Genomic DNA, 17,500 nt, shown 5'->3' with positions numbered 1-17,500 from the left:
AGAGCTTCCCATGATCGGAATCGATAGAGACAGCGGGGCCACGGTCGACGACTGGCTGCAGTTTGTGCAGCGCGCGACCAGGGCCCTGACCACGCCGCTGGGCACCCGGCAAAAAAGGCCCCTTTATGGCTCGCTGATCCCGTCGCTGCTGGGGCAGAACCTCGGCGATGACGTCCTGCTTCTGGCCCAGAGCCACGCGGCGCAGGCGTTCTACAACGCACAGAACGGGATCAGCGATTTTCAGCCGAGCGTGATCGTCGCCAGCCGTCAGGGCGCAGGTCTGCTGCTGCGCTTTGCCGGCACCTGGAAAAACCGTCAACAAACCTTCGAGGTCGTGACATGAGCATGTTGATCCCCGGCCAGAACCAATTGGCCGAACCCGCGCTGATCACCGTTGAAGCCTTTGAAGACTTGCTCGCCGAGTTCAAGACTTTCGTCATCGAATACGTCGGTGCGCGCTCGCCGGACAGTGCCGCAAAACTCAAGACCAGCCTGGAAAACGAGAGTGAACTGCTGACCCTCGCGCTTGAGGCTTTCTGTGTGCGGTTGCAAACCCATGAGCGCAAATACAACGCTCGCATCAAACAGATGCTGGCGTGGTGGGCGACCGGCAGCAACCTCGATGCGCGGCTGGCCGACATGGGGCTGGAGCGGCAGTTGCTCGATCCGGGCGACCCGGCGGCATTCCCGCCGGTGCCGGCGATTTATGAAAGCGACGACGATGCTCGCTTGCGTTATTACCTGGCGCCCCATGCGCCGGCAGCCGGTTCGCGGATGCAGTATCGCCGCGAAGTTTTCACCCTCGGCGAGCGTCCGACGGTGCAGGTCGAATCCACCGAGTCGGGTGTGGTGAACGTCACGTACACCTTCAACCCGGACGGTTTCGCCGCGCAGGTCAAGGATGGCAACGCTCGACGCACCGCACCCGGCGAAGTGCAGGTCACTGTGCTGTCCCGCGAAGGCGATGGCACGCCGTCCGCAGCATTGCTTGAGGGCGTGCGTCAGCACTTCGCGCGGCCTGATGTGCGACCGGAAACCGACCTTGTCACGGTCAAGGCTGCCGACATCCAGCGCTACAAAATTCGTGTCGTCGCCAAGATCAATTCCGGCCCCGATTCGGGCCTGACCAAAGTCGCCGCGCAACAGCAATTGCAGGCTTATGCCGACAGCTGTCATCGCCTCGAAGGTCGAGTCGATCCGAGCTGGATCGACTACACACTGCACAGCGCCGGTGCCGTGCAACTGCAGATTCTCGAACCACTGGCGCCGATCGTGACCACGGCGTTTCAAGCGCCGTATTGCACGGCGGTCGAGGTCGAGGTGCTGACGCTATGAGTGAAAAAACTCAGCGCCCGACGCTGCTGCCGGCGAACAGTTCAGCACTCGAACGAGGGCTGGATCTGGGCTTCGGCGCACTGCTTGATCGCATCGCGCCGCCGTTCCCCGAACTGATGAACCCGAGCGAAACGCCGGTCGCGTTTCTGCCGTATCTGGCAGCGGATCGCGGTGTTGCTGAATGGAGCACTGCCGCCCCGGAAGCGGAAAAACGCCTGACCGTCGAACTGGCCTGGCCCACCGCGCGCCAAGCCGGCACTCGCAAGGCGCTGGAAAACGCCGCCAAGGGTTTGCAACTGCGCCCGGAAATCCGCGCCTGGTACGAACAGACACCGCCCGGCGCGCCGTACAGCTTTTCCGTACGAGCCTTCAGCGACCAGCCCTACAGCGAAGAAATCGACGCCCGTCTCGACCGACGTCTGGCGGATGCCAAGAGCGAGCGCGATGTGCTGACGGTCTCCGTTGGCTTGAGCGCTTTCGGCAATCACGTCATCGGCGCCGCGACGTTCTGCGGCGAACTGACCACGGTTTATCCGGTGTTCATCGAAGGCCTTGAAACCTCGGGAGAGGCGTTCATGGCTGCCGGCATGTACACCGTCGAAACATCCACTATTTATCCTCAGGGGGCCTGAATGGCTGACTATTACACCCTGCTCACCAACGCAGGGATTGCCTACGAAACGGCGTGCAAGGCCGCAGGCGTGCCGATCAAGTTGACGCAGATTTCTGTCGGCGATGGCGGCGGCTCGGTCTACAACCCGGCTGCGACTGCCACTGCGCTGAAACGCGAAGTCTGGCGCGGGCCGCTCAATGCGCTGTTCCAGGACGAGAAGAATCCGAGCTGGCTGCTTGCCGAAGTGACCATCCCGCCGGATGTTGGCGGTTGGTATGTGCGGGAAGCGGGGCTTTGGACTGACACCGGCGTTCTCTATGCCATCGTCAAATATCCGGAGTCGTTCAAACCGGTGCTGGCCACGTCGGGTTCGGGTAAAGAGTTCTACATTCGCTCGATTTTCGAGACCAGCAATGCGTCCTTGGTGACGTTGTTGATTGATGACACCGTGGTTAAAGCCACCCGTGCCTGGGTCATGAGTTATCTGGCCGAAGAACTCGGCAAGCTGGATGGCAAGCAGTCGGTGCGTGTTGCTGCATCCAGCAACATCGTATTGAGTGGTGCGCAGCAAATTGACGGTGTCGCAGTGATTGCTGGCGACCGCGTGCTTGTTGCGAACCAGACCCTGGCCAAGGACAACGGCCTGTGGATTGTCGCCAATGGTGACTGGGTGCGGGCAACCGATGCCAATACCAGCGCCAAGGTCACGCCGGGCCTGACGGTCATGGTCGAGGAAGGCACGGCGAACGGTGATTCGCTGTGGCATTTGACCACCAATGCGCCGATCACCCTCGGCACGACTGCGCTGACGTTCAAGATGCTCGCGGGGCGAACCGGGATTGCGGCCGGGACTTACAAGAGTCTGACGGTTGATGAGTATGGCCGGGCGACTGCCGGTGCCAACCCTGAAACATTGGCCGGGTTTGGCATCAAGGATTCGTACACCAAAGCTGAAGTTGAGGCGCTGATTGCCAAGGCCTCAGCGTTGCCGGTGGGTTCGATTGTGGCGTTCCCGGTCAATTCGCCACCGCCGGGTTTTCTGGAGCTGGATAACAGTGTTCAGAGCAGTGCACTTTACCCAGACCTTAGCGCTTATCTGGGTGGCAAGTTCAACAAGGGGAATGAGGGGGTCGGTAATTTCCGCTTGCCGGAAACTCGCGGGGAATTTTTGCGCGGTTGGGATCATGGACGTGGCAGCGATGTCGGGCGCGCAGTAGGCAGCTGGCAATCTGACGAAGTAAAAGCGCACGCTCATACAACCGTTTACGAATTAGTCACAGACTTGTTTGCGGCAGGAACGGTTACTCGCAACTTCGTTCAGGATTATGGAACGTCGAATAATGTGCAAACAAATGCGGCTGGTGGGGCTGAAACCCGCCCGCGTAACGTCGCCGTCATGTGGTGCATCAAAGCCTGGAACGCCCCGGTCAATCAGGGAAACATCGATATCGCCGCGTTGGCCGTTCTCGCACAGCAAGCCTCGGAAATTAATCAAGGTACAGCGAAAGTAGCGACCCAAGCGCAGACCAATACCGGCGCCGATGACAGCGTTATCGTCACGCCGAAAAAATTGACGTGGGGCTTTCAGTTTCAGAAAAGTGGCATCGGCTACTGTGTTTTTCCGTCCTGGCTGGGTGGTTTCACTATTCAGTGGGGCGTGTACAGCATTGTCTCCAGTACGACTGATCAAACAATTAGTTTTCCTCTCACGTTTCCTAATGCCGCGTTATCAGCCGTCGCGCTCAGTGACTATACCCCTGGTTCCGGGTCGGTCGGATTCGTCGCGATGGGGGCGTTGAACAAGAACGGCTTTACGGTTCGCTCGTCTTCCGGAACTTCAACGCGATGGCTCGCAGTCGGTTGCTAAGGGAAAAACATGACTAAAAAATATATGACGTTCGATGAGTCAGGCTCCATTAAAGACCGCCTGATTCAGGGGGTTTGCGACATTCCTGAGGGCGCGATATGCATCAGCGAAGAACTTTGGCTGCAGTCTGCAACAGACCTTACAGGACATTGGTGCCTAATCGACGGAACGCTGACCAAGGTTCCTTTTGAAATCAAACCAGACTTCGCGAAGTTAATTGCTGCAGAGCGCTTTCGCCGGGAAACATCTGGTGTCGTATTTGAAGGCTTCGTCGCTGATACCACTCGAGACGGCCAGGCATTGATCGCCGGTGCTGCGGTAGCCGCGTTGCTTGATCCGACTTATAAATGTGCATGGAAGTTTGCTGAAGGTTTCGTCGAGTTGCAGGCTGCCCAAATAATCGCATTGGCAACCTCGATTCGAACCTACGTTCAGGATTGTTTTGATCGTGAACGAGCTTTGTTGTCAGCAGTTGAGTCTGGTGAGTGTTCTGAGGACATGATCCTGCAAGGTTGGCCGAATTCGGGCCCTCTGCAAAAAGCGACTCAATCATAACGCCCCGCATTGCCGGCTTTTTTGCATACATAAAACACTCAACACCCGCCAAGCCCCTCCCCATGAGGGGCTTTCCCGTTTATGGAGAAACGAAAAATGGCAACCCGCCAAACCTACACCGTGCTCGTTCCATTCCCCACCGGCGGTGGGCACTGGTCGAGCGTCGGTCAAGACCTTGATCTTCTCGACGTCGAGGCCAGTGCCCTGCACTTCGCCGGTCGACTGGAACTGAAAACCCCCTCCACCCAGGCCAAAAAGGCCGCTGCCAAGAAGGCTGACTGAACATGGCTGAGGTTCTGAACTTCGAGCACAACGGCATTACCGTCAATGCCACCGAATCCCCCGAGGCCATGGGTGGCCTGGGTGACAACGTTATCGGTCTGGTCGGTACTGCGCCGAAAGCCGATCCGCTGATTCCGCGTAACGCACCGTTCCGCATCAACAGCTTCACCACCCACGCGCTGCTCGATCCGACCGGTTCGGAAGAGGGCACCCTGTATCACGCGGTTTACCAGATCCTCAAAGTGGTTAAGGTGCCGGTCTACGTGGTGATCGTCGAAGCGGGCGCGACCCCGGCCGACACCGTTAACGCAGTGATCGGCGGCGTTGATCCAACCACCGGCCGCAAGCTCGGTCTGGCCGCACTGGGCAGTGTCCCGGAAGACCTGACCATCATCGGCGCGCCGGGCTTCACCGGCACCAAAGCGGTGGCCGGCGAGTTCGCCTCGTTCGGCAAGCGCATCAAGGCCCGTGTGGTACTGGACGGCAAGGACGCCTCGGTTGCCGATCAAGTGCTGTACAGCCAGGAATTGGGCGGCGCCGACCTTGGTTTCGACCGTTGCCTGGTGGTGCACAACATGCCTGCGGTGTACTCGAAAGCGGCGAAGAAAAACGTCTTCCTGTCGCCGTCGAGTCTGGCGATTGCTGCGCTGGCCAAGGTCAAGCAGTGGGAAAGCCCGGGCAATCAGGTGACCTACGCCGAAGACGTCTCGCGCGTCGTCGAGTACAACATTCTCGACACCTCCACCGAAGGCGATCTGCTCAACCGCTACGGCGTGAGCTACTACGCCCGCACCGTGCTCGGCGGCTTCTCGCTGCTGGGTAACCGCTCGATCACCGGCAAGTTCATCAGCTACGTCGGCCTCGAAGATGCGATCAGCCGCAAGCTGGTCAAGGCCGGTCAGAAAGCCATGGCGAAAAACCTCACCAAATCCTTCATGGATCAAGAGGTCAAGCGCATCAACGACTGGCTGCAAACCCTGGTCGCCGACGAAACCATTCCTGGCGGCAGCGTGTATCTGCACCCGGAACTCAACAGCGTCGAAAAGTACAAGAACGGCACCTGGTACGTGGTCATCGACTACGGCCGCTACGCGCCGAACGAACACATGGTTTATCAACTCAACGCCCGCGATGAAATCATCGAGCAGTTCCTGGAGGACGTTCTCTAATGTTTACCAACCGCGTAAGACAGGCCATCGCGGCCACCCTGCAAGGCCTGCCATTGTCGGCGACCGTTGAGGAATTCACACCGCCGAAGATCGAATTCGACGTGGAAGAAATGCGTGGCGGCCGCTTCATCGTCGAAGAAATGGCCAAGGGCGGCAAAGCGCTCAACGCCAAGCTGACCCTGCAAGGCCTCGGCGCCGAAGTCATGCTCGCACTGGGTGTGAAGCTGGGCGACGACATCCTGCTGAACGTTCGTGAAGCCGGTCAGGATCAGGATGGCAACACCTGGTTCACCTATCACACCGTGGGCGGCAAGCTGAAATCCCTCGAAGAAACCGCCGTGAAAATGGGTGAAAAACCCAAGACCAATCTGGAGCTGTCCTGCCGCACCTACAATCGCCTGGAGAACGGCATCCCGGTGATCGACATCGACGTGCGCACCCAGAAGTTCGTGCTCAACGGCGTCGACATCCTCGGTGATGCGCGGCGTGCGGTGCTGATGCCGTAACCCTTCCCAGCACCACAAAAACCTGTGGGAGCGAGCCTGCTCGCGAAGCCTTTGGCACATGCAACATCAATGTGACTGAACCGCCGCTTTCGCGAGCAGGCTCGCTCCCACAGTGGGCCAGTGTGACTGGCAGAAATTGAGTAACCCCCAAGAATCACCAAGGAATTCATTCATGTCGTGGATGCCACCCCAGCATGAGCTGCTATCGCCGATCACCGGCGACGACGGTTCGCAGATTGAAACGATCCAGCTCAAACCGCTGTTCTACGCTGCGCAGAAAGAAGCGCTGGAGCGCGCCGGCGATGATGAAGACGATCAGTTCTTCGAACTCGCGCTGCTCGCCACCGGCCTGTCGGTCAAGGAACTCGACCAGCTCAAGCGCCCGGACTACGTGACCATCGCCCAGTACGTGCACGAGATGTCGACCCGTCCGGCCTCGCACTTTCTCGACCAGGTCGAAGACGCGCAAAAGTCTGACGATCCCGATCAGGTGCAATTGCTGCAACCGCTCGCCGTGACCGGCCGCACTGTGACCTCGCTGTCGCTGGAAATGCCTGCACTGCGCGCCACCAAAGTGATGAAGAAACTGAAAACGGCCAAGGAACGCGCCGAGTTCATCACCGCCCATTGCACCGGCCTGATGATCCCCGATCTGGCCCAGATGACCGTCCCTGACTGGACCCAATTGCAGGTGCGCATCGACGATTTTTTAAACCAGCCGGCGGCCTACTTTCGGAACGCGACATCGAAGTAATCCTCGATATCGTCCCGCTCATTTACCCGGTAAGTGAAGCGGAGATTCTGGAATGGGACGCCGAAAAGGCGTTGCGCCGCTACGACATAGCGATCACTCGCCTTGGCGTAAAACAGGAGTAGAGCGGCAATGGCAGAGAACAGATATGCGCTCACGTACGCCGGTGAGGGCGGCAATGCAACGGGCGGATTTTCGTTGCCCGACAACCTCGGCAAACCGCTGCAGGATTTGAATCTGACGCTAGCGTTGGCAAGCGTGGACATTCGTTTGCTGACCCAAGAGCAGATCAAGCTGCGCGAACTGTTGGTGAGCCAGCAATCGCTATTCAAGGTTGTGGCGGCAGCCCCTGCTGCAAACAGTGAGCCGAAGTCAAAGCTCAAGGCAGAGGTCGAGCAGCGCTCCCCCCCCAAAGCCATGCTAGCGACGATGGCACAGCAGACCTCTTTGTCTGAACTCAATCGAGTGCTGAAACTGGACAAGGATCAACTTCAGGCGCTTTCACAAGAAACCCTGAGGATGGCCAGCGAGAAACAGGTTGCTCCCAGTGGCGCCACCAGCGTGGATCTGCTGCAGGTGCAACTGGCTGCGGCCAAATCGGGGGTAGGTGAAGGCCTTCAACCCGAGCTTAAAGTTGCCGCCTTGACCGATTTCGCCCGCGATGCGGCGATCAACGCTTCGGCGTTCGGCGTTGATGTGAAATCAGCCGGCGAGATGATGCTGGCCTGGCAATCAGCGATGAATCTTGATCGCGGTAAAAGCCAAAGCCTGGCCGATGCGACCAACTATCTGGGGCACAGCACGCTGGACGCGACATCGGCGGACATCGGCTCAGTTGTACAGAATGTTGGTGAAAAAGCCGTCGCCGGCGGACTCACGCCGGAGCAGGTCGCGGCACTGGCCGCAGCGTTTTTGAACAGCGGTGTTGACAAGTCTGCTGCGGGAGCCGGGCTCAACAGTCTGTTGACGGTGCTTGCCAAGGCCGACACGGCCACGGATGAGCAGCGCACTGCCTGGGCTTCACTGGGCAATGGACTGGGGCCGGAGGCAGTCGCCACAGGCATGAAGACCGATGCGTCGGCGACCATCATCAAGGTCATGGAAGCCCTCAAGGACAAGAAGCCCGAAGAGAAGGAGGCTTTGACCAAGACCCTCTTCAGTGGCAACGACGCCATTCTCAAGTTGCTGAAAAAACCTGAGGACGTGACCAAGGCGTTCGGTCTGCTGACTGCGCCGAATCCGCAAGCCCCGTCGAAGCTCGATTACGCCGGCTCAGTCAGCAAAGACGCTGAGCAATTGGGGGGCACCTCGCAAGGACGCGTCAATGCGCTGGACGCGAGTGTCACACGGTTGTTTACAGCCGCTGGCGGTGCATTCACCAATGCGTTCGATGGTGTGGTGGTCTCTCTGGATGCTGTCGCCAGTGGCATGGCCCGCTTTGCCGAGGAGCAGCCAAGGGCGACGGCGGCCTTGCTCACGCTGGGTGGCGTTATTGCCTTGTCCCGGGGCGCGCAAATCAAAGCTGCCACGACCTCGGTCATTCGCGGTGCGGCGACAAAATTGCTGACGACGGCAGGCGCCGGTCCTCTTATCGATGTTCTGGATCAGCCTGCCAGCGCTGGCGACACCGGCAAGTCCGACAAGTCCGACAAACCCGACAAGCCTGAAAAAACTGACAAACCCGAAAAAACCGGCAAGCCCAAAAAACGCCGAAACCCGGCCAAACTCAAAGCCTCCGTCAGTCCCCCATCTGTCGAGCCGCTAGCACCTGAGCAACCACGCCCGACATTGCGCAGCCGTTTCACCGACGCCAAAGCTCTGGCCAAGGGATTCAGCAAAACCAATGCACTGCTGACCGTGGCCGCTGCGGCTCCCGATGTGTTGAAGGGGTTGGAGGAAGGCGATAACAAACTGGTCGGCGGTGCGCTGGGTTCAGCCGGTGGCAGTCTGGCCGGTGGTTATGCCGGTGCGGTTACCGGCGCGATGATCGGCAGTTTCATTCCCGTCATCGGCACGGCCATCGGTGGCGTGGTGGGCGGTATCGTCGGCAGTACGATGGGCAGCATGGGCGGTTCTTGGCTCGGTGAAAAACTGGCACCGGCCTCCGACAAACTCGCCCCGCCGGCAGACGTCGCCAAAGAACTGCCGAGCGCGCAGACGCAAAATCAGCAGGTGAGCTTTTCACCGTTGATCCAGGTCACCTGTCCGGCTCCGGACACGGCTGAACAAATCCGCACAATCATCGGGCAGCAACTGAGTGGACAATTCCACGGCCAGTTCCTGCCGCTGTTGACCAACAACCCACTCGCCACCCGCCGTGACGCAGCCCTGACCGATGGAGCCGCCTGATGAAACAACAAATGGCATTAGGCAGCTTCATCTTCGGCCTGTCGCGCCAATTTGCGTACCACTCGTTGTTGCGCAAGTCCGATGGCGGCTGGAGCGAAATACAGATCCTCACCAGCAAACCGAAATCCAGCCAGACCGGCCAGAAAACGGAAACCCTGACCATCACCGGCAAATCGATGTACGCCGTGGCCATGGATCGGCTCGATGAACTGCGCGCCTTGCAGGCGCTGCGTATTCCGCTGCCGCTGATCGATGGCATCGGTCGCAACTGGGGTCTGTGGCGGATCAACAACGTTCAGGAAACCCAAACCTACATCATCGATGACGGTACGGCGATGGTGGTCGATTGGGTCATCGAATTGGCGGAGTTCAACAATGCGTAAGGTTCGAAGCGTGGCCGGTGATTCGGTGAATCTGCTGCTCTACCGCGAAACCGGGCGCAGCGACGATGCCGCTGAAGAAGCCCTGTGGAAGCTCAACCCGACCCTGGCCGAGCACGGCCCGGTTCTGCCCGCTGGCATCTGGGTCGTGCTGCCTGAACTCAACAACAAACCTGCTGCGATCAAAGCGCTCACGGCCTGGGATTAGGGAGGTTGTATGGCATTGGGTTTTACCCCGGTCGTTCAGATTTATGGCGCAAACGCGGACCTGCTCAACCAGCGTCTTATCAGTTGGGAGCACATTGATGCCGCCGGTATCGAGTCGGATCAACTGACCCTGACCATTGATCTGGAAGGTCTCGAAGGGCTGCCAAATCTGGGCGGGAAAATCGGCCTGCTGGTGGGTTACCTGGAAATGGAAGAAATGGTCGACAAGGGCCAGTTCAAAGTCACTCGCCTGACACCGACGCTGTTTCCGTTTCGCCTGACCCTGGTGGCCACTGCAGCGCCTTTCAGCAAGGATGACGAGACCGGCTTCAAGCAGCGGCGCACCGCCAGTCATGGACCAACGACGCTCGGTCAGTTGTTTAGCAAACTGGTGTCGCAGCACGGTTTTTCATCGCGTGTCGCTGCGGACGTGTCGATGATCAAGATCGCCCACGTCGACCAGTCCAATGAAACTGACATGGGCTTTCTGACGCGGCTGGCAAAGAAGTACAACCTGGTCGCCAAACCTTATGGCGATGCGTATGTGCTGGCGCGGCCCGGTCAGATCAAATCAATCTCGGGGCAGAAACTGCAGGATGTGACGTTGTCGGTCACCCACGACAATCGTCCCGGCGATCACGCCTTCATCAGCGCCACGCTGGAAGAGGCCGCCCGCGAACAGGCCAATGGCTGCAAGACCTGTTTTGTCGATGCTGTTACAGGCGTTTTGCATTGGGTCGAGACGGGACTCGCGCCGTTCAAGACCATCCGCCAGAAGCAACCCAATGAAGCGGATGCCATCGCCGTTGGCGAGGGCGAAGTGCGCAAGATGTTGCGCCACAAATACAAGGTGAAGATCACCTGTCCTGGTGATCCACGGCTGGCTGCCGAGGGCCTGCTGCTGCTCGATGAAACCTGGCCGGATTTTATGCGGGGGCGCTGGTCGATCGACAAGGTCACCGCCAGTGGCAATCGCGAGAACAGCTATCGCTGCCTGATCGATGCCAGCGGCCTCGATCCAAAGGCTGAATCCAAAGACTGACGACACAACTCCCTGTGGGAGCGAGCCTGCTCGCGAAGAGGCCGGAACATCCAACATTGAAGGCGACTGAGACACCGCTTTCGCGAGCAGGCTCGCTCCCACATGGGCCTGTGGTCATTTTCATAATCTGGAACACCACCATGAAGATCACCCCGATCCTCACGCAACTGCGTGCGCAATGCCCTGGCCTTGCCAACCACATTGCCGTTGGTGTCGATCTGGCCTTGCTGCAAGGCAACCCCGATCTGCCAACACCTTCGGCCCACGTGCTGCCTATCGCCGATCTGGCCAGCAACAGTACCTCCCAAAACCTCACCACCCAACCGATCCGCGACCGCTTCGAAATCGTCCTGGTGCTTGACGCCACGGATGCCACAAAAGCGCTGGATCTGTTGCACGACCTGCGCGCCGAACTGTGGCGTGCGCTGGTGGGGTTCAAGCCCGATTCCGACTACAGCGCCATCGTTTACGACGGCGGCGAAATGGTCTCGATCAACAGCAGCCGCGCCTTCTACCGGCTGCGCTTTTTTGCCGAGTTCCAGCTCGGCCGCAATCTGCCGAGTCAGCCTGCGGAGAGTTGGCACGAACGCGAACTGGACGGTTTGTCGTCCTTTACCGGGGCCACCGTACGGGTCGATGCGATCGATCCGGCCGACCCCAACCTGAAACGCCCGGGCCCCGATGGGCGCGTGGAAATGACTTTCTCTGGAGACGTAACCCCATGAGCAATCGCATCACCGTACTGCCGGCCGCTGGCCGCGTCGTACCTGACCCGGAAGCGGGCGATCTGCTGCCGGCCGAAGGCCGTGAAGTGCTGGACAGCGCCTGGTGGCGCCGACGTCTGGCCGACGGCGATATCACCCTCAAAACCGCACCAGCCAAACAAAAGGGAGCCAAATAATGGCGATCGGATTCAGCAACATCCCTGCGGACATTCGTGTACCGCTGTTCTATGCCGAAATGGACAACTCGGCCGCCAATAGCGCGAGTTCGACCCTGCGTCGTTTGATCGTCGCTCAGGTCAACGACAACATTGCGCCGACCGAAGTCGGCAAACTGGTTTTGGTCTCCAGCGTTGCGCTGGCCAAGAGCATCGGTGGCCAAGGTTCGATGCTCGCCTCGATGTACGAGACCTTCCGCAAGGCTGACCCGATCGGTGAGATCTGGTGCCTGCCGCTGCACAACACCGAAGGCGCGATCGCCAAAGGCGTGCTGACCCTGACCGGCACTGCCACTCAGGCCGGTGTGCTCAATCTGTATGTCGGCGGCGTGCGTGTGCAAGCCACCGTGGTCAACGGTGCTACTGCCGCACAAGCGGCCACTGCACTGGCGCAGAAAATCAACGCAACCGCCGATCTGCCGGTGAGCGCGGCCGCGGCTGAAGGCGTGGTCACCCTGAGTGCCAAGTGGACCGGTGACAGCGGCAACGACATCAGTCTGCAGTTCAATCGACTGGGCAAGAGCAACGGCGAAGAAACCCCGGCCGGCCTGACCACTGCGATCACCGCCATGACCGGCGGTGCCGGCGTGCCGGATCAGGTGGCGGCGATTGCCGCACTGGGCGACGAGCCGTTCGAGTTCATCGCACTGCCATGGTCGGATCTGTCGACCCTCAACACCTGGCAAGCGGTCATGGATGACAGCACCGGTCGCTGGTCGTGGGCCAAACAACTGTTCGGTCACGTCTACAGCGCCAAGCGCGGCACCGTCGGCACTTTGGTTGCAGCCGGTCAGGCGCGTAATGACCAGCACATGACCATTCAGGCGCTGGAGCCAGGCGTACCGCAACCGTTCTGGGTACAAGCTGCAGCACTGGCTGCGCGCACTGCGGTGTTCATCTCCGCCGACGCTAGCCGTCCTACCCAGAGCGGCAGCCTGCCGGGTGTTGATCCGGCACCGGCGAGTGAGCGCTTTACCCTGACCGAGCGTCAGTCGCTGCTCAACTATGGCATCGCCACTGCCTACTACGAAGGCGGTTACGTGCGCATCCAGCGCTCGATCACCACCTACCAGAAAAACGCTTACGGTCAGGCCGACAACTCCTACCTGGACAGCGAAACCATGCACCAGTCGGCGTTCATCGTGCGTCGTCTGCAAAGCGTGATCACCAGCAAATACGGGCGCCACAAACTGGCCTCCGACGGCACCCGTTTCGGCGCCGGCCAGCCGATCGTGACACCTGCGACCATTCGCGGTGAGCTGATCGCGCAGTACGCCAAGCTCGAACTGGAAGGCCACGTCGAGAACGCCGAGTTGTTCGCCGAGCACCTGATCGTCGAGCGCGACGTGCAGGATCCGAGCCGCGTGAACGTACTGTTCCCGCCGGATTACATCAACGGTCTGCGCGTGTTCGCACTGCTCAACCAATTCCGTCTGCAATACGACGACGCGGCCTGATCGCCGCATTTGGCCGTAAGCATTCAGCCCACCTCGCGTGGGCTTTTTTATTCAAGGGAGTAACACCATGGGTCAACTGATTGCAGGCACCTGCTACGTCAAAGTCGACGGTGCACAACTGACTATCAACGGCGGCTGCGAAGCCCCGCTGATGGCCGTCAAACGCGAAACCGTCGTACCGGGTTTCTACAAGGAAACCGACGTCGCGCCGTCGTTCAAAGTGACCGCGCTGCACACCGCCGACTTCCCGCTGAAGAAGCTGATCGAAGGCACCGACATCACCGTCACCTGCGAATTCAGCAACGGCAAAGTCTACGTGCTGGCCGGTGCCTACCTGGTCGAAGAGCCGGTTTCCAAAGGCGATGACGCCACCATCGAACTGAAATTCGAAGGCATCAAGGGGACCTGGCAATGAGCGGCGCCGTGAAGCTTCAAGTTGCGATCGAAGCTCACGGCGAGCCCCTGACCGAACTCGTCCTGCGCCGTCCGACGGTGCAGGAAGTGCGAGCGATCAAGGCGCTGCCGTACAAGATCGACAAGAGCGAAGAAGTCAGCCTCGACATGGACGTGGCGGCCAAGTACATCGCCGTGTGCGCCGGTATTCCACCGTCGTCGGTCAACCAGTTGGATCTGGCTGACCTCAACGCGCTGAGCTGGGCCGTTGCGAGTTTTTTCATGAGTGCGGCGTCGGCGCCATCACCGACCTGATCGCCGTCGCCTATGACCTGGCCTGGTTCTGGAAGGTTGACCCCGAACAGATGATGGCCAGGCCACTGGATGTGCTCCGCGAATCGCTGGAGCACGCGCAACGGATCAATGCGATGCAGCAGGTGCAGTGATGGCGAATACAAATTTGAGCCTGATCCCGCAGAACTTTCCCGTCACGGTCAACATGCTCGTGGTGCTCAAGGGCGCCGAGAAGATGGAGACCGAGATGAAGGGGCTGCGCGGCAAGGTCGCAGCATTCAAGAAAAGCATGGAAGACAGCGGCCTTGAGCCGCTGGACGTCGCCGGTTTCATTGCCGAAGGTGGTCTGCTCAAGCCGTTTCAGGACGGCATCAAAAAGGCCATCGAAGCGCAGGATGCGTTGGCGAAAAAAGCCAGGGCACTCAAGGGGCTGAAAGTGCCGAAAGTGGTGCAGGGGGAAACCTCGGCCAACCTGGAGAAATTCAACAAGGCGCTGGACAACATCTCGCTGAAAATCGGTCAGGCGTTGTTGCCAGCGGTCAACGGCATCGTCACTGCGCTGACACCGGTGATGACGTCCATCGGCCAGTTCGTCGCCAACAATCCGTATCTGGTTGAAGGGCTGGCAGCCGCTGCTGTGGCGTTTACGGTGGTCACGGTCGGCGCGATGGGACTGGTCGCGGTGCTGGGAATTCTGACCTCGCCCATTGGCCTGATTGCGGCCGGGATAGCGGCAGCTGTGGCCGTGATTGTGATCGGCGCACGGCTGATCACCAATAACTGGGGGGCGATCTCGGGCTTCTTCAGCCGAACCTGGCAATCGATTGGCGATGCGACCCGACGCGGCATCGACGACGTGCGCCAAGGCTGGGATGAGATGGTTGCGGATGGAAGGCAACGGTTCGAGTCGATGCGTGCCACAGCTTCGCTGAAGTGGCAAGAGATGCGCGCCGATGCTATCGCAGGTGCCAGCCGTATTGCGGCGGGAGCGTCCGAACGTCTGCACGCATTCGGCGCGTCCATCGAGCAAACCTGGGATTCGGCTCGCACCTCTGTCGGCGCTTACTGGGACAGTGCAGCTGCCAGCACTGCGGCTGGATTGCAAAGCCTCAAGGCCCGGTTGTACACCTCGCCACTGGAGAAAATGAACGCACTCTGGGACTCGGCCGATGAGTCCGTCACCGGTTACTGGAATCGTAGCTATGCAGCTACGCTGTCCGGTTGGGAATCGGTCAAGTCGACGTTTGACGGCACGCTGACAGCAAAAATGTCAGGCGTATGGGATTCCGCACAAAGCGCGGTCTTCACGGCCATCGACGATATGAGCACCAGGGTTGCTAACGGTTGGTCGAGCATCACATCGCTGTTCGATGGCACGCTGACAACGAATATGTCGAGGGCCTGGGGTTCCGCGCAAAGCACGGTTTTCGATGCGGTTGGCAGCATGCACAGCATTGCGGCGAGCGGATGGGAGCAACTCAAGTCGACGTTCTCCTGGTCTCCGACCGCTATGGTCGAAAGCGCCTGGCAACCCTTGGCGCCGGTTTTTTCAGCGCTGTGGGACGTTCTCCGGGCAGGTGCCCAGCCATTGAAGAGCGAGTTTCAGAACCTGTTCGGCAACGCTCCCGTGGAAACGGTCATAGCGAAATGGAATGGCGTCACGGAATATTTTTCCGGTTTGTGGGCAACGCTGAACACAGACGCACAATCGGTGAAAGCAACCTTGGGTGATCTGTTCAGTCAGTCGCCGCTGGAATCTATCCAGCAGAAGTGGCAGCCCGTTCTCGTCTGGTTCAGTGATATGTCGACAAGACTCCAAGGTATTTTCGGACAGATCAAAGAACTGCTCGGCGGCAATGTCTCCGGGTTCTTCGCCACAATCACCGGCACCAGCGCTGCGGCGCCTGCCGGGGCGCCAGGAATGAGCAGCACATTGCCACAAACCTCTGGCGCACTGATTCAACAAAGCGCAATCAACAACCGCACACAACTCGAAGGCGGCCTGACCGTGCGCTTCGAAAATGCGCCGGCAGGGCTGCGCACCGATCAACCGCAAACCAATCAACCGGGCCTGGCGCTGTCTTCGCGCATTGGCTATCGCTCGTTGTCGGCAGGAGGTTCCAATGAACTGGCGTGACCGTTTGTTGCCGGCATCGTTTCGCGGTGTCGGGTTCTGGATCGATCAGGCGAAAACCCCGGTCGGTCGCAAAGGTCAGTTGCACGAATACCCGCAACGCGACCTGCCGTATTTCGAGGATCTGGGCCAGCAGGCCAAGACTCACGACATCACGGCGTTCATCATCGGCGCCGATTGCCTGGAGCAGCGCGACAAGCTGCTCAAGGCGCTGGAACAGGGCAGTGGCGAGCTGGTGCACCCGTGGCTGGGACGCCTGCAAGTCAAGGTCGGCGAATGCGACATGACCCACACCCGCCAGGACGGCGGGCTGGTGACGTTCAGTCTGAAGTTCTACCCCGACCGGCCGCTGCCGTTCCCGACCGCTACTGTCAGTACGCAAAAAGTCCTGTTGGCCAAGGCCGACACGCTGCTGGGTTCGGCAGTGGCGCGCTTCGAACAGGCGATGACGTTGATCAAGGCTGCGCGGATCGGCATCGCCAATCTGCGCAACAGCCTGACCGGTGTCTATGAGGTGATCAAAGAGCAGCTCAAACCGCTGATCGAGCAGTACAGGCAAATCACTGAACTGGTCAAAGCGGTCAAGGAGTTGCCCAAGGAAGTGGCGGCGGAGTTCAAAGGTCTGCTCGGCGATATCAAAGAACTCAAGGCGTTCGCGAAGGAGGGCTACCGTGGCGTGATTGCCGACGTGTCCCAACAACTCGAAGCGATCCGCAAGGCTGATGCGCCGAAGATCACCACGGGCAAGGACACCAATGCGGCGGCGCAAGCCATGGCCGATCTGGTGCAGGACACGATGCTGGTCAAAGTCGCGCAATGGGTCGCGTCGATGCCGGTGGCGACCCCGGCGGTAAAACTGACGTCGACACCATCGGTGGCGCATCAGGCGGATCAACCGGTGACCCGTCAGGAAGTACCGGTGACCGACGAAATGAAAGCGCTGCAGAAAGCGGTCGGGGTGGCGATTGACCCGATGCTGGACAAAGCCGATCCCAAGCATCACCAGGCAATCAACGACGTGAAGGAAGCGTTGATTGCGCATCTCAAGGCAGTGGCGTCATCCGGTGTGCGACAGGTCACTAAATCGTTCCAGGAAAGCCTGCCGGCGCTGGTTGTGGCCTACAAGCAATTTGCCGATGCCACACGGGTGACCCAGGTGACTCAGAGCAACGCGATGAACCATCCGGGCTTTTCACCCAACGACGTGAAAGTGTCCAGGGAGTGAG

General features: G+C 59.6%; 20 protein-coding genes. All 20 read left to right on the top strand.

Features of this window, described 5'->3' with window-relative positions; genetic code table 11:
• Window positions 1–10: 10 nt before the first annotated feature.
• The 20 genes from QZR14_RS04935 to QZR14_RS04840 all read left to right on the top strand — a co-directional run bounded on the left by QZR14_RS04935 (window position 11) and on the right by QZR14_RS04840 (window position 17,499).
• Window positions 11–343 (top strand): phage baseplate protein, encoded by a 333-nt coding sequence (locus tag QZR14_RS04935; protein ID WP_250603137.1) that lies wholly within the window; start codon window positions 11–13, stop codon window positions 341–343.
• Entirely contained in the window at window positions 340–1,335 is a 996-nt protein-coding gene (locus tag QZR14_RS04930) for a baseplate J/gp47 family protein (protein WP_311996027.1), read from the top strand. Before QZR14_RS04935 ends, QZR14_RS04930 begins: the two co-directional genes overlap by 4 nt.
• On the top strand, window positions 1,332–1,967 hold the full coding sequence (locus QZR14_RS04925) for a phage tail protein I (RefSeq protein WP_160056257.1): 636 nt from the start codon (window positions 1,332–1,334) through the stop codon (window positions 1,965–1,967). Before QZR14_RS04930 ends, QZR14_RS04925 begins: the two co-directional genes overlap by 4 nt.
• Window positions 1,968–3,815 (top strand): phage tail-collar fiber domain-containing protein, encoded by a 1,848-nt coding sequence (locus tag QZR14_RS04920; RefSeq protein ID WP_311996026.1) that lies wholly within the window; start codon window positions 1,968–1,970, stop codon window positions 3,813–3,815.
• A 9-nt stretch (window positions 3,816–3,824) separates the two neighbouring features.
• Window positions 3,825–4,370, top strand: a complete 546-nt coding sequence (locus QZR14_RS04915) for a DUF4376 domain-containing protein (RefSeq protein ID WP_311996025.1) — start codon at window positions 3,825–3,827, stop codon at window positions 4,368–4,370.
• A 96-nt stretch (window positions 4,371–4,466) separates the two neighbouring features.
• Window positions 4,467–4,652: a hypothetical protein gene (locus tag QZR14_RS04910; RefSeq protein WP_095050422.1), complete on the top strand. Its 186-nt coding sequence runs from the start codon at window positions 4,467–4,469 to the stop codon at window positions 4,650–4,652.
• A gap of 2 nt (window positions 4,653–4,654) precedes the next feature.
• Window positions 4,655–5,821 carry a phage tail protein gene (locus QZR14_RS04905; RefSeq protein WP_095119266.1) on the top strand — a complete coding sequence of 389 codons (1,167 nt, stop codon included), beginning with the start codon at window positions 4,655–4,657 and terminating at the stop codon, window positions 5,819–5,821.
• Window positions 5,821–6,327 carry a phage major tail tube protein gene (locus tag QZR14_RS04900; protein WP_204895009.1) on the top strand — a complete coding sequence of 169 codons (507 nt, stop codon included), beginning with the start codon at window positions 5,821–5,823 and terminating at the stop codon, window positions 6,325–6,327. Before QZR14_RS04905 ends, QZR14_RS04900 begins: the two co-directional genes overlap by 1 nt.
• A gap of 172 nt (window positions 6,328–6,499) precedes the next feature.
• A complete protein-coding gene (locus tag QZR14_RS04895; protein WP_250603147.1) occupies window positions 6,500–7,081 on the top strand; it encodes a phage tail assembly protein in 582 nt (193 codons plus the stop codon).
• Window positions 7,082–7,210: 129 nt separating this feature from the next.
• Window positions 7,211–9,427 (top strand): phage tail tape measure protein, encoded by a 2,217-nt coding sequence (locus QZR14_RS04890; RefSeq protein ID WP_311996024.1) that lies wholly within the window; start codon window positions 7,211–7,213, stop codon window positions 9,425–9,427.
• Window positions 9,427–9,810 carry a phage tail protein gene (locus tag QZR14_RS04885; protein ID WP_311996023.1) on the top strand — a complete coding sequence of 128 codons (384 nt, stop codon included), beginning with the start codon at window positions 9,427–9,429 and terminating at the stop codon, window positions 9,808–9,810. The genes QZR14_RS04890 and QZR14_RS04885 overlap by 1 nt, the downstream gene beginning before the upstream one ends.
• Complete coding sequence (locus tag QZR14_RS04880; RefSeq protein WP_250603153.1) at window positions 9,803–10,015, top strand: tail protein X; 213 nt, start codon at window positions 9,803–9,805, stop codon at window positions 10,013–10,015. Before QZR14_RS04885 ends, QZR14_RS04880 begins: the two co-directional genes overlap by 8 nt.
• A 9-nt stretch (window positions 10,016–10,024) precedes the next feature.
• A complete protein-coding gene (locus tag QZR14_RS04875; RefSeq protein ID WP_250603155.1) occupies window positions 10,025–11,056 on the top strand; it encodes a phage late control D family protein in 1,032 nt (343 codons plus the stop codon).
• Window positions 11,057–11,196: 140 nt separating this feature from the next.
• Window positions 11,197–11,781, top strand: a complete 585-nt coding sequence (locus tag QZR14_RS04870) for a phage tail terminator protein (protein WP_250603157.1) — start codon at window positions 11,197–11,199, stop codon at window positions 11,779–11,781.
• On the top strand, window positions 11,778–11,957 hold the full coding sequence (locus tag QZR14_RS04865) for a DUF2635 domain-containing protein (protein ID WP_093436496.1): 180 nt from the start codon (window positions 11,778–11,780) through the stop codon (window positions 11,955–11,957). Before QZR14_RS04870 ends, QZR14_RS04865 begins: the two co-directional genes overlap by 4 nt.
• Entirely contained in the window at window positions 11,957–13,453 is a 1,497-nt protein-coding gene (locus QZR14_RS04860; protein ID WP_250603159.1) for a phage tail sheath subtilisin-like domain-containing protein, read from the top strand. Before QZR14_RS04865 ends, QZR14_RS04860 begins: the two co-directional genes overlap by 1 nt.
• A gap of 67 nt (window positions 13,454–13,520) precedes the next feature.
• Window positions 13,521–13,868, top strand: coding sequence for a phage tail tube protein (locus QZR14_RS04855; protein WP_085697365.1), 348 nt, complete (start codon window positions 13,521–13,523; stop codon window positions 13,866–13,868).
• Window positions 13,865–14,161, top strand: coding sequence for a phage tail assembly protein (locus tag QZR14_RS04850; RefSeq protein ID WP_007908778.1), 297 nt, complete (start codon window positions 13,865–13,867; stop codon window positions 14,159–14,161). Before QZR14_RS04855 ends, QZR14_RS04850 begins: the two co-directional genes overlap by 4 nt.
• Window positions 14,162–14,291: 130 nt before the next feature.
• A complete protein-coding gene (locus tag QZR14_RS04845) occupies window positions 14,292–16,277 on the top strand; it encodes a hypothetical protein (RefSeq protein WP_311996022.1) in 1,986 nt (661 codons plus the stop codon).
• A complete protein-coding gene (locus QZR14_RS04840) occupies window positions 16,264–17,499 on the top strand; it encodes a DNA circularization protein (protein ID WP_250603163.1) in 1,236 nt (411 codons plus the stop codon). Before QZR14_RS04845 ends, QZR14_RS04840 begins: the two co-directional genes overlap by 14 nt.
• The last annotated feature ends 1 nt before the right edge of the window (window position 17,500 follow it).

It is taken from the genome of Pseudomonas sp. rhizo66 (assembly GCF_031931925.1).
Lineage (GTDB): Bacteria > Pseudomonadota > Gammaproteobacteria > Pseudomonadales > Pseudomonadaceae > Aquipseudomonas.
Note: the sequence above shows the minus strand (reverse complement) of the source record. Positions and strands in the feature narration are given on the sequence as shown.

What these genes read in the sequence shown, in the direction of transcription:
- QZR14_RS04935 (WP_250603137.1), top strand. Translation starts at nt 11, where the DNA reads ATGATCGGAATCGATAGAGACAGCGGGGCCACGGTCGACGACTGGCTG.
- QZR14_RS04930 (WP_311996027.1), top strand. Translation starts at nt 340, where the DNA reads ATGAGCATGTTGATCCCCGGCCAGAACCAATTGGCCGAACCCGCGCTG.
- QZR14_RS04925 (WP_160056257.1), top strand. Translation starts at nt 1,332, where the DNA reads ATGAGTGAAAAAACTCAGCGCCCGACGCTGCTGCCGGCGAACAGTTCA.
- QZR14_RS04920 (WP_311996026.1), top strand. Translation starts at nt 1,968, where the DNA reads ATGGCTGACTATTACACCCTGCTCACCAACGCAGGGATTGCCTACGAA.
- QZR14_RS04915 (WP_311996025.1), top strand. Translation starts at nt 3,825, where the DNA reads ATGACTAAAAAATATATGACGTTCGATGAGTCAGGCTCCATTAAAGAC.
- QZR14_RS04910 (WP_095050422.1), top strand. Translation starts at nt 4,467, where the DNA reads ATGGCAACCCGCCAAACCTACACCGTGCTCGTTCCATTCCCCACCGGC.
- QZR14_RS04905 (WP_095119266.1), top strand. Translation starts at nt 4,655, where the DNA reads ATGGCTGAGGTTCTGAACTTCGAGCACAACGGCATTACCGTCAATGCC.
- QZR14_RS04900 (WP_204895009.1), top strand. Translation starts at nt 5,821, where the DNA reads ATGTTTACCAACCGCGTAAGACAGGCCATCGCGGCCACCCTGCAAGGC.
- QZR14_RS04895 (WP_250603147.1), top strand. Translation starts at nt 6,500, where the DNA reads ATGTCGTGGATGCCACCCCAGCATGAGCTGCTATCGCCGATCACCGGC.
- QZR14_RS04890 (WP_311996024.1), top strand. Translation starts at nt 7,211, where the DNA reads ATGGCAGAGAACAGATATGCGCTCACGTACGCCGGTGAGGGCGGCAAT.
- QZR14_RS04885 (WP_311996023.1), top strand. Translation starts at nt 9,427, where the DNA reads ATGAAACAACAAATGGCATTAGGCAGCTTCATCTTCGGCCTGTCGCGC.
- QZR14_RS04880 (WP_250603153.1), top strand. Translation starts at nt 9,803, where the DNA reads ATGCGTAAGGTTCGAAGCGTGGCCGGTGATTCGGTGAATCTGCTGCTC.
- QZR14_RS04875 (WP_250603155.1), top strand. Translation starts at nt 10,025, where the DNA reads ATGGCATTGGGTTTTACCCCGGTCGTTCAGATTTATGGCGCAAACGCG.
- QZR14_RS04870 (WP_250603157.1), top strand. Translation starts at nt 11,197, where the DNA reads ATGAAGATCACCCCGATCCTCACGCAACTGCGTGCGCAATGCCCTGGC.
- QZR14_RS04865 (WP_093436496.1), top strand. Translation starts at nt 11,778, where the DNA reads ATGAGCAATCGCATCACCGTACTGCCGGCCGCTGGCCGCGTCGTACCT.
- QZR14_RS04860 (WP_250603159.1), top strand. Translation starts at nt 11,957, where the DNA reads ATGGCGATCGGATTCAGCAACATCCCTGCGGACATTCGTGTACCGCTG.
- QZR14_RS04855 (WP_085697365.1), top strand. Translation starts at nt 13,521, where the DNA reads ATGGGTCAACTGATTGCAGGCACCTGCTACGTCAAAGTCGACGGTGCA.
- QZR14_RS04850 (WP_007908778.1), top strand. Translation starts at nt 13,865, where the DNA reads ATGAGCGGCGCCGTGAAGCTTCAAGTTGCGATCGAAGCTCACGGCGAG.
- QZR14_RS04845 (WP_311996022.1), top strand. Translation starts at nt 14,292, where the DNA reads ATGGCGAATACAAATTTGAGCCTGATCCCGCAGAACTTTCCCGTCACG.
- QZR14_RS04840 (WP_250603163.1), top strand. Translation starts at nt 16,264, where the DNA reads ATGAACTGGCGTGACCGTTTGTTGCCGGCATCGTTTCGCGGTGTCGGG.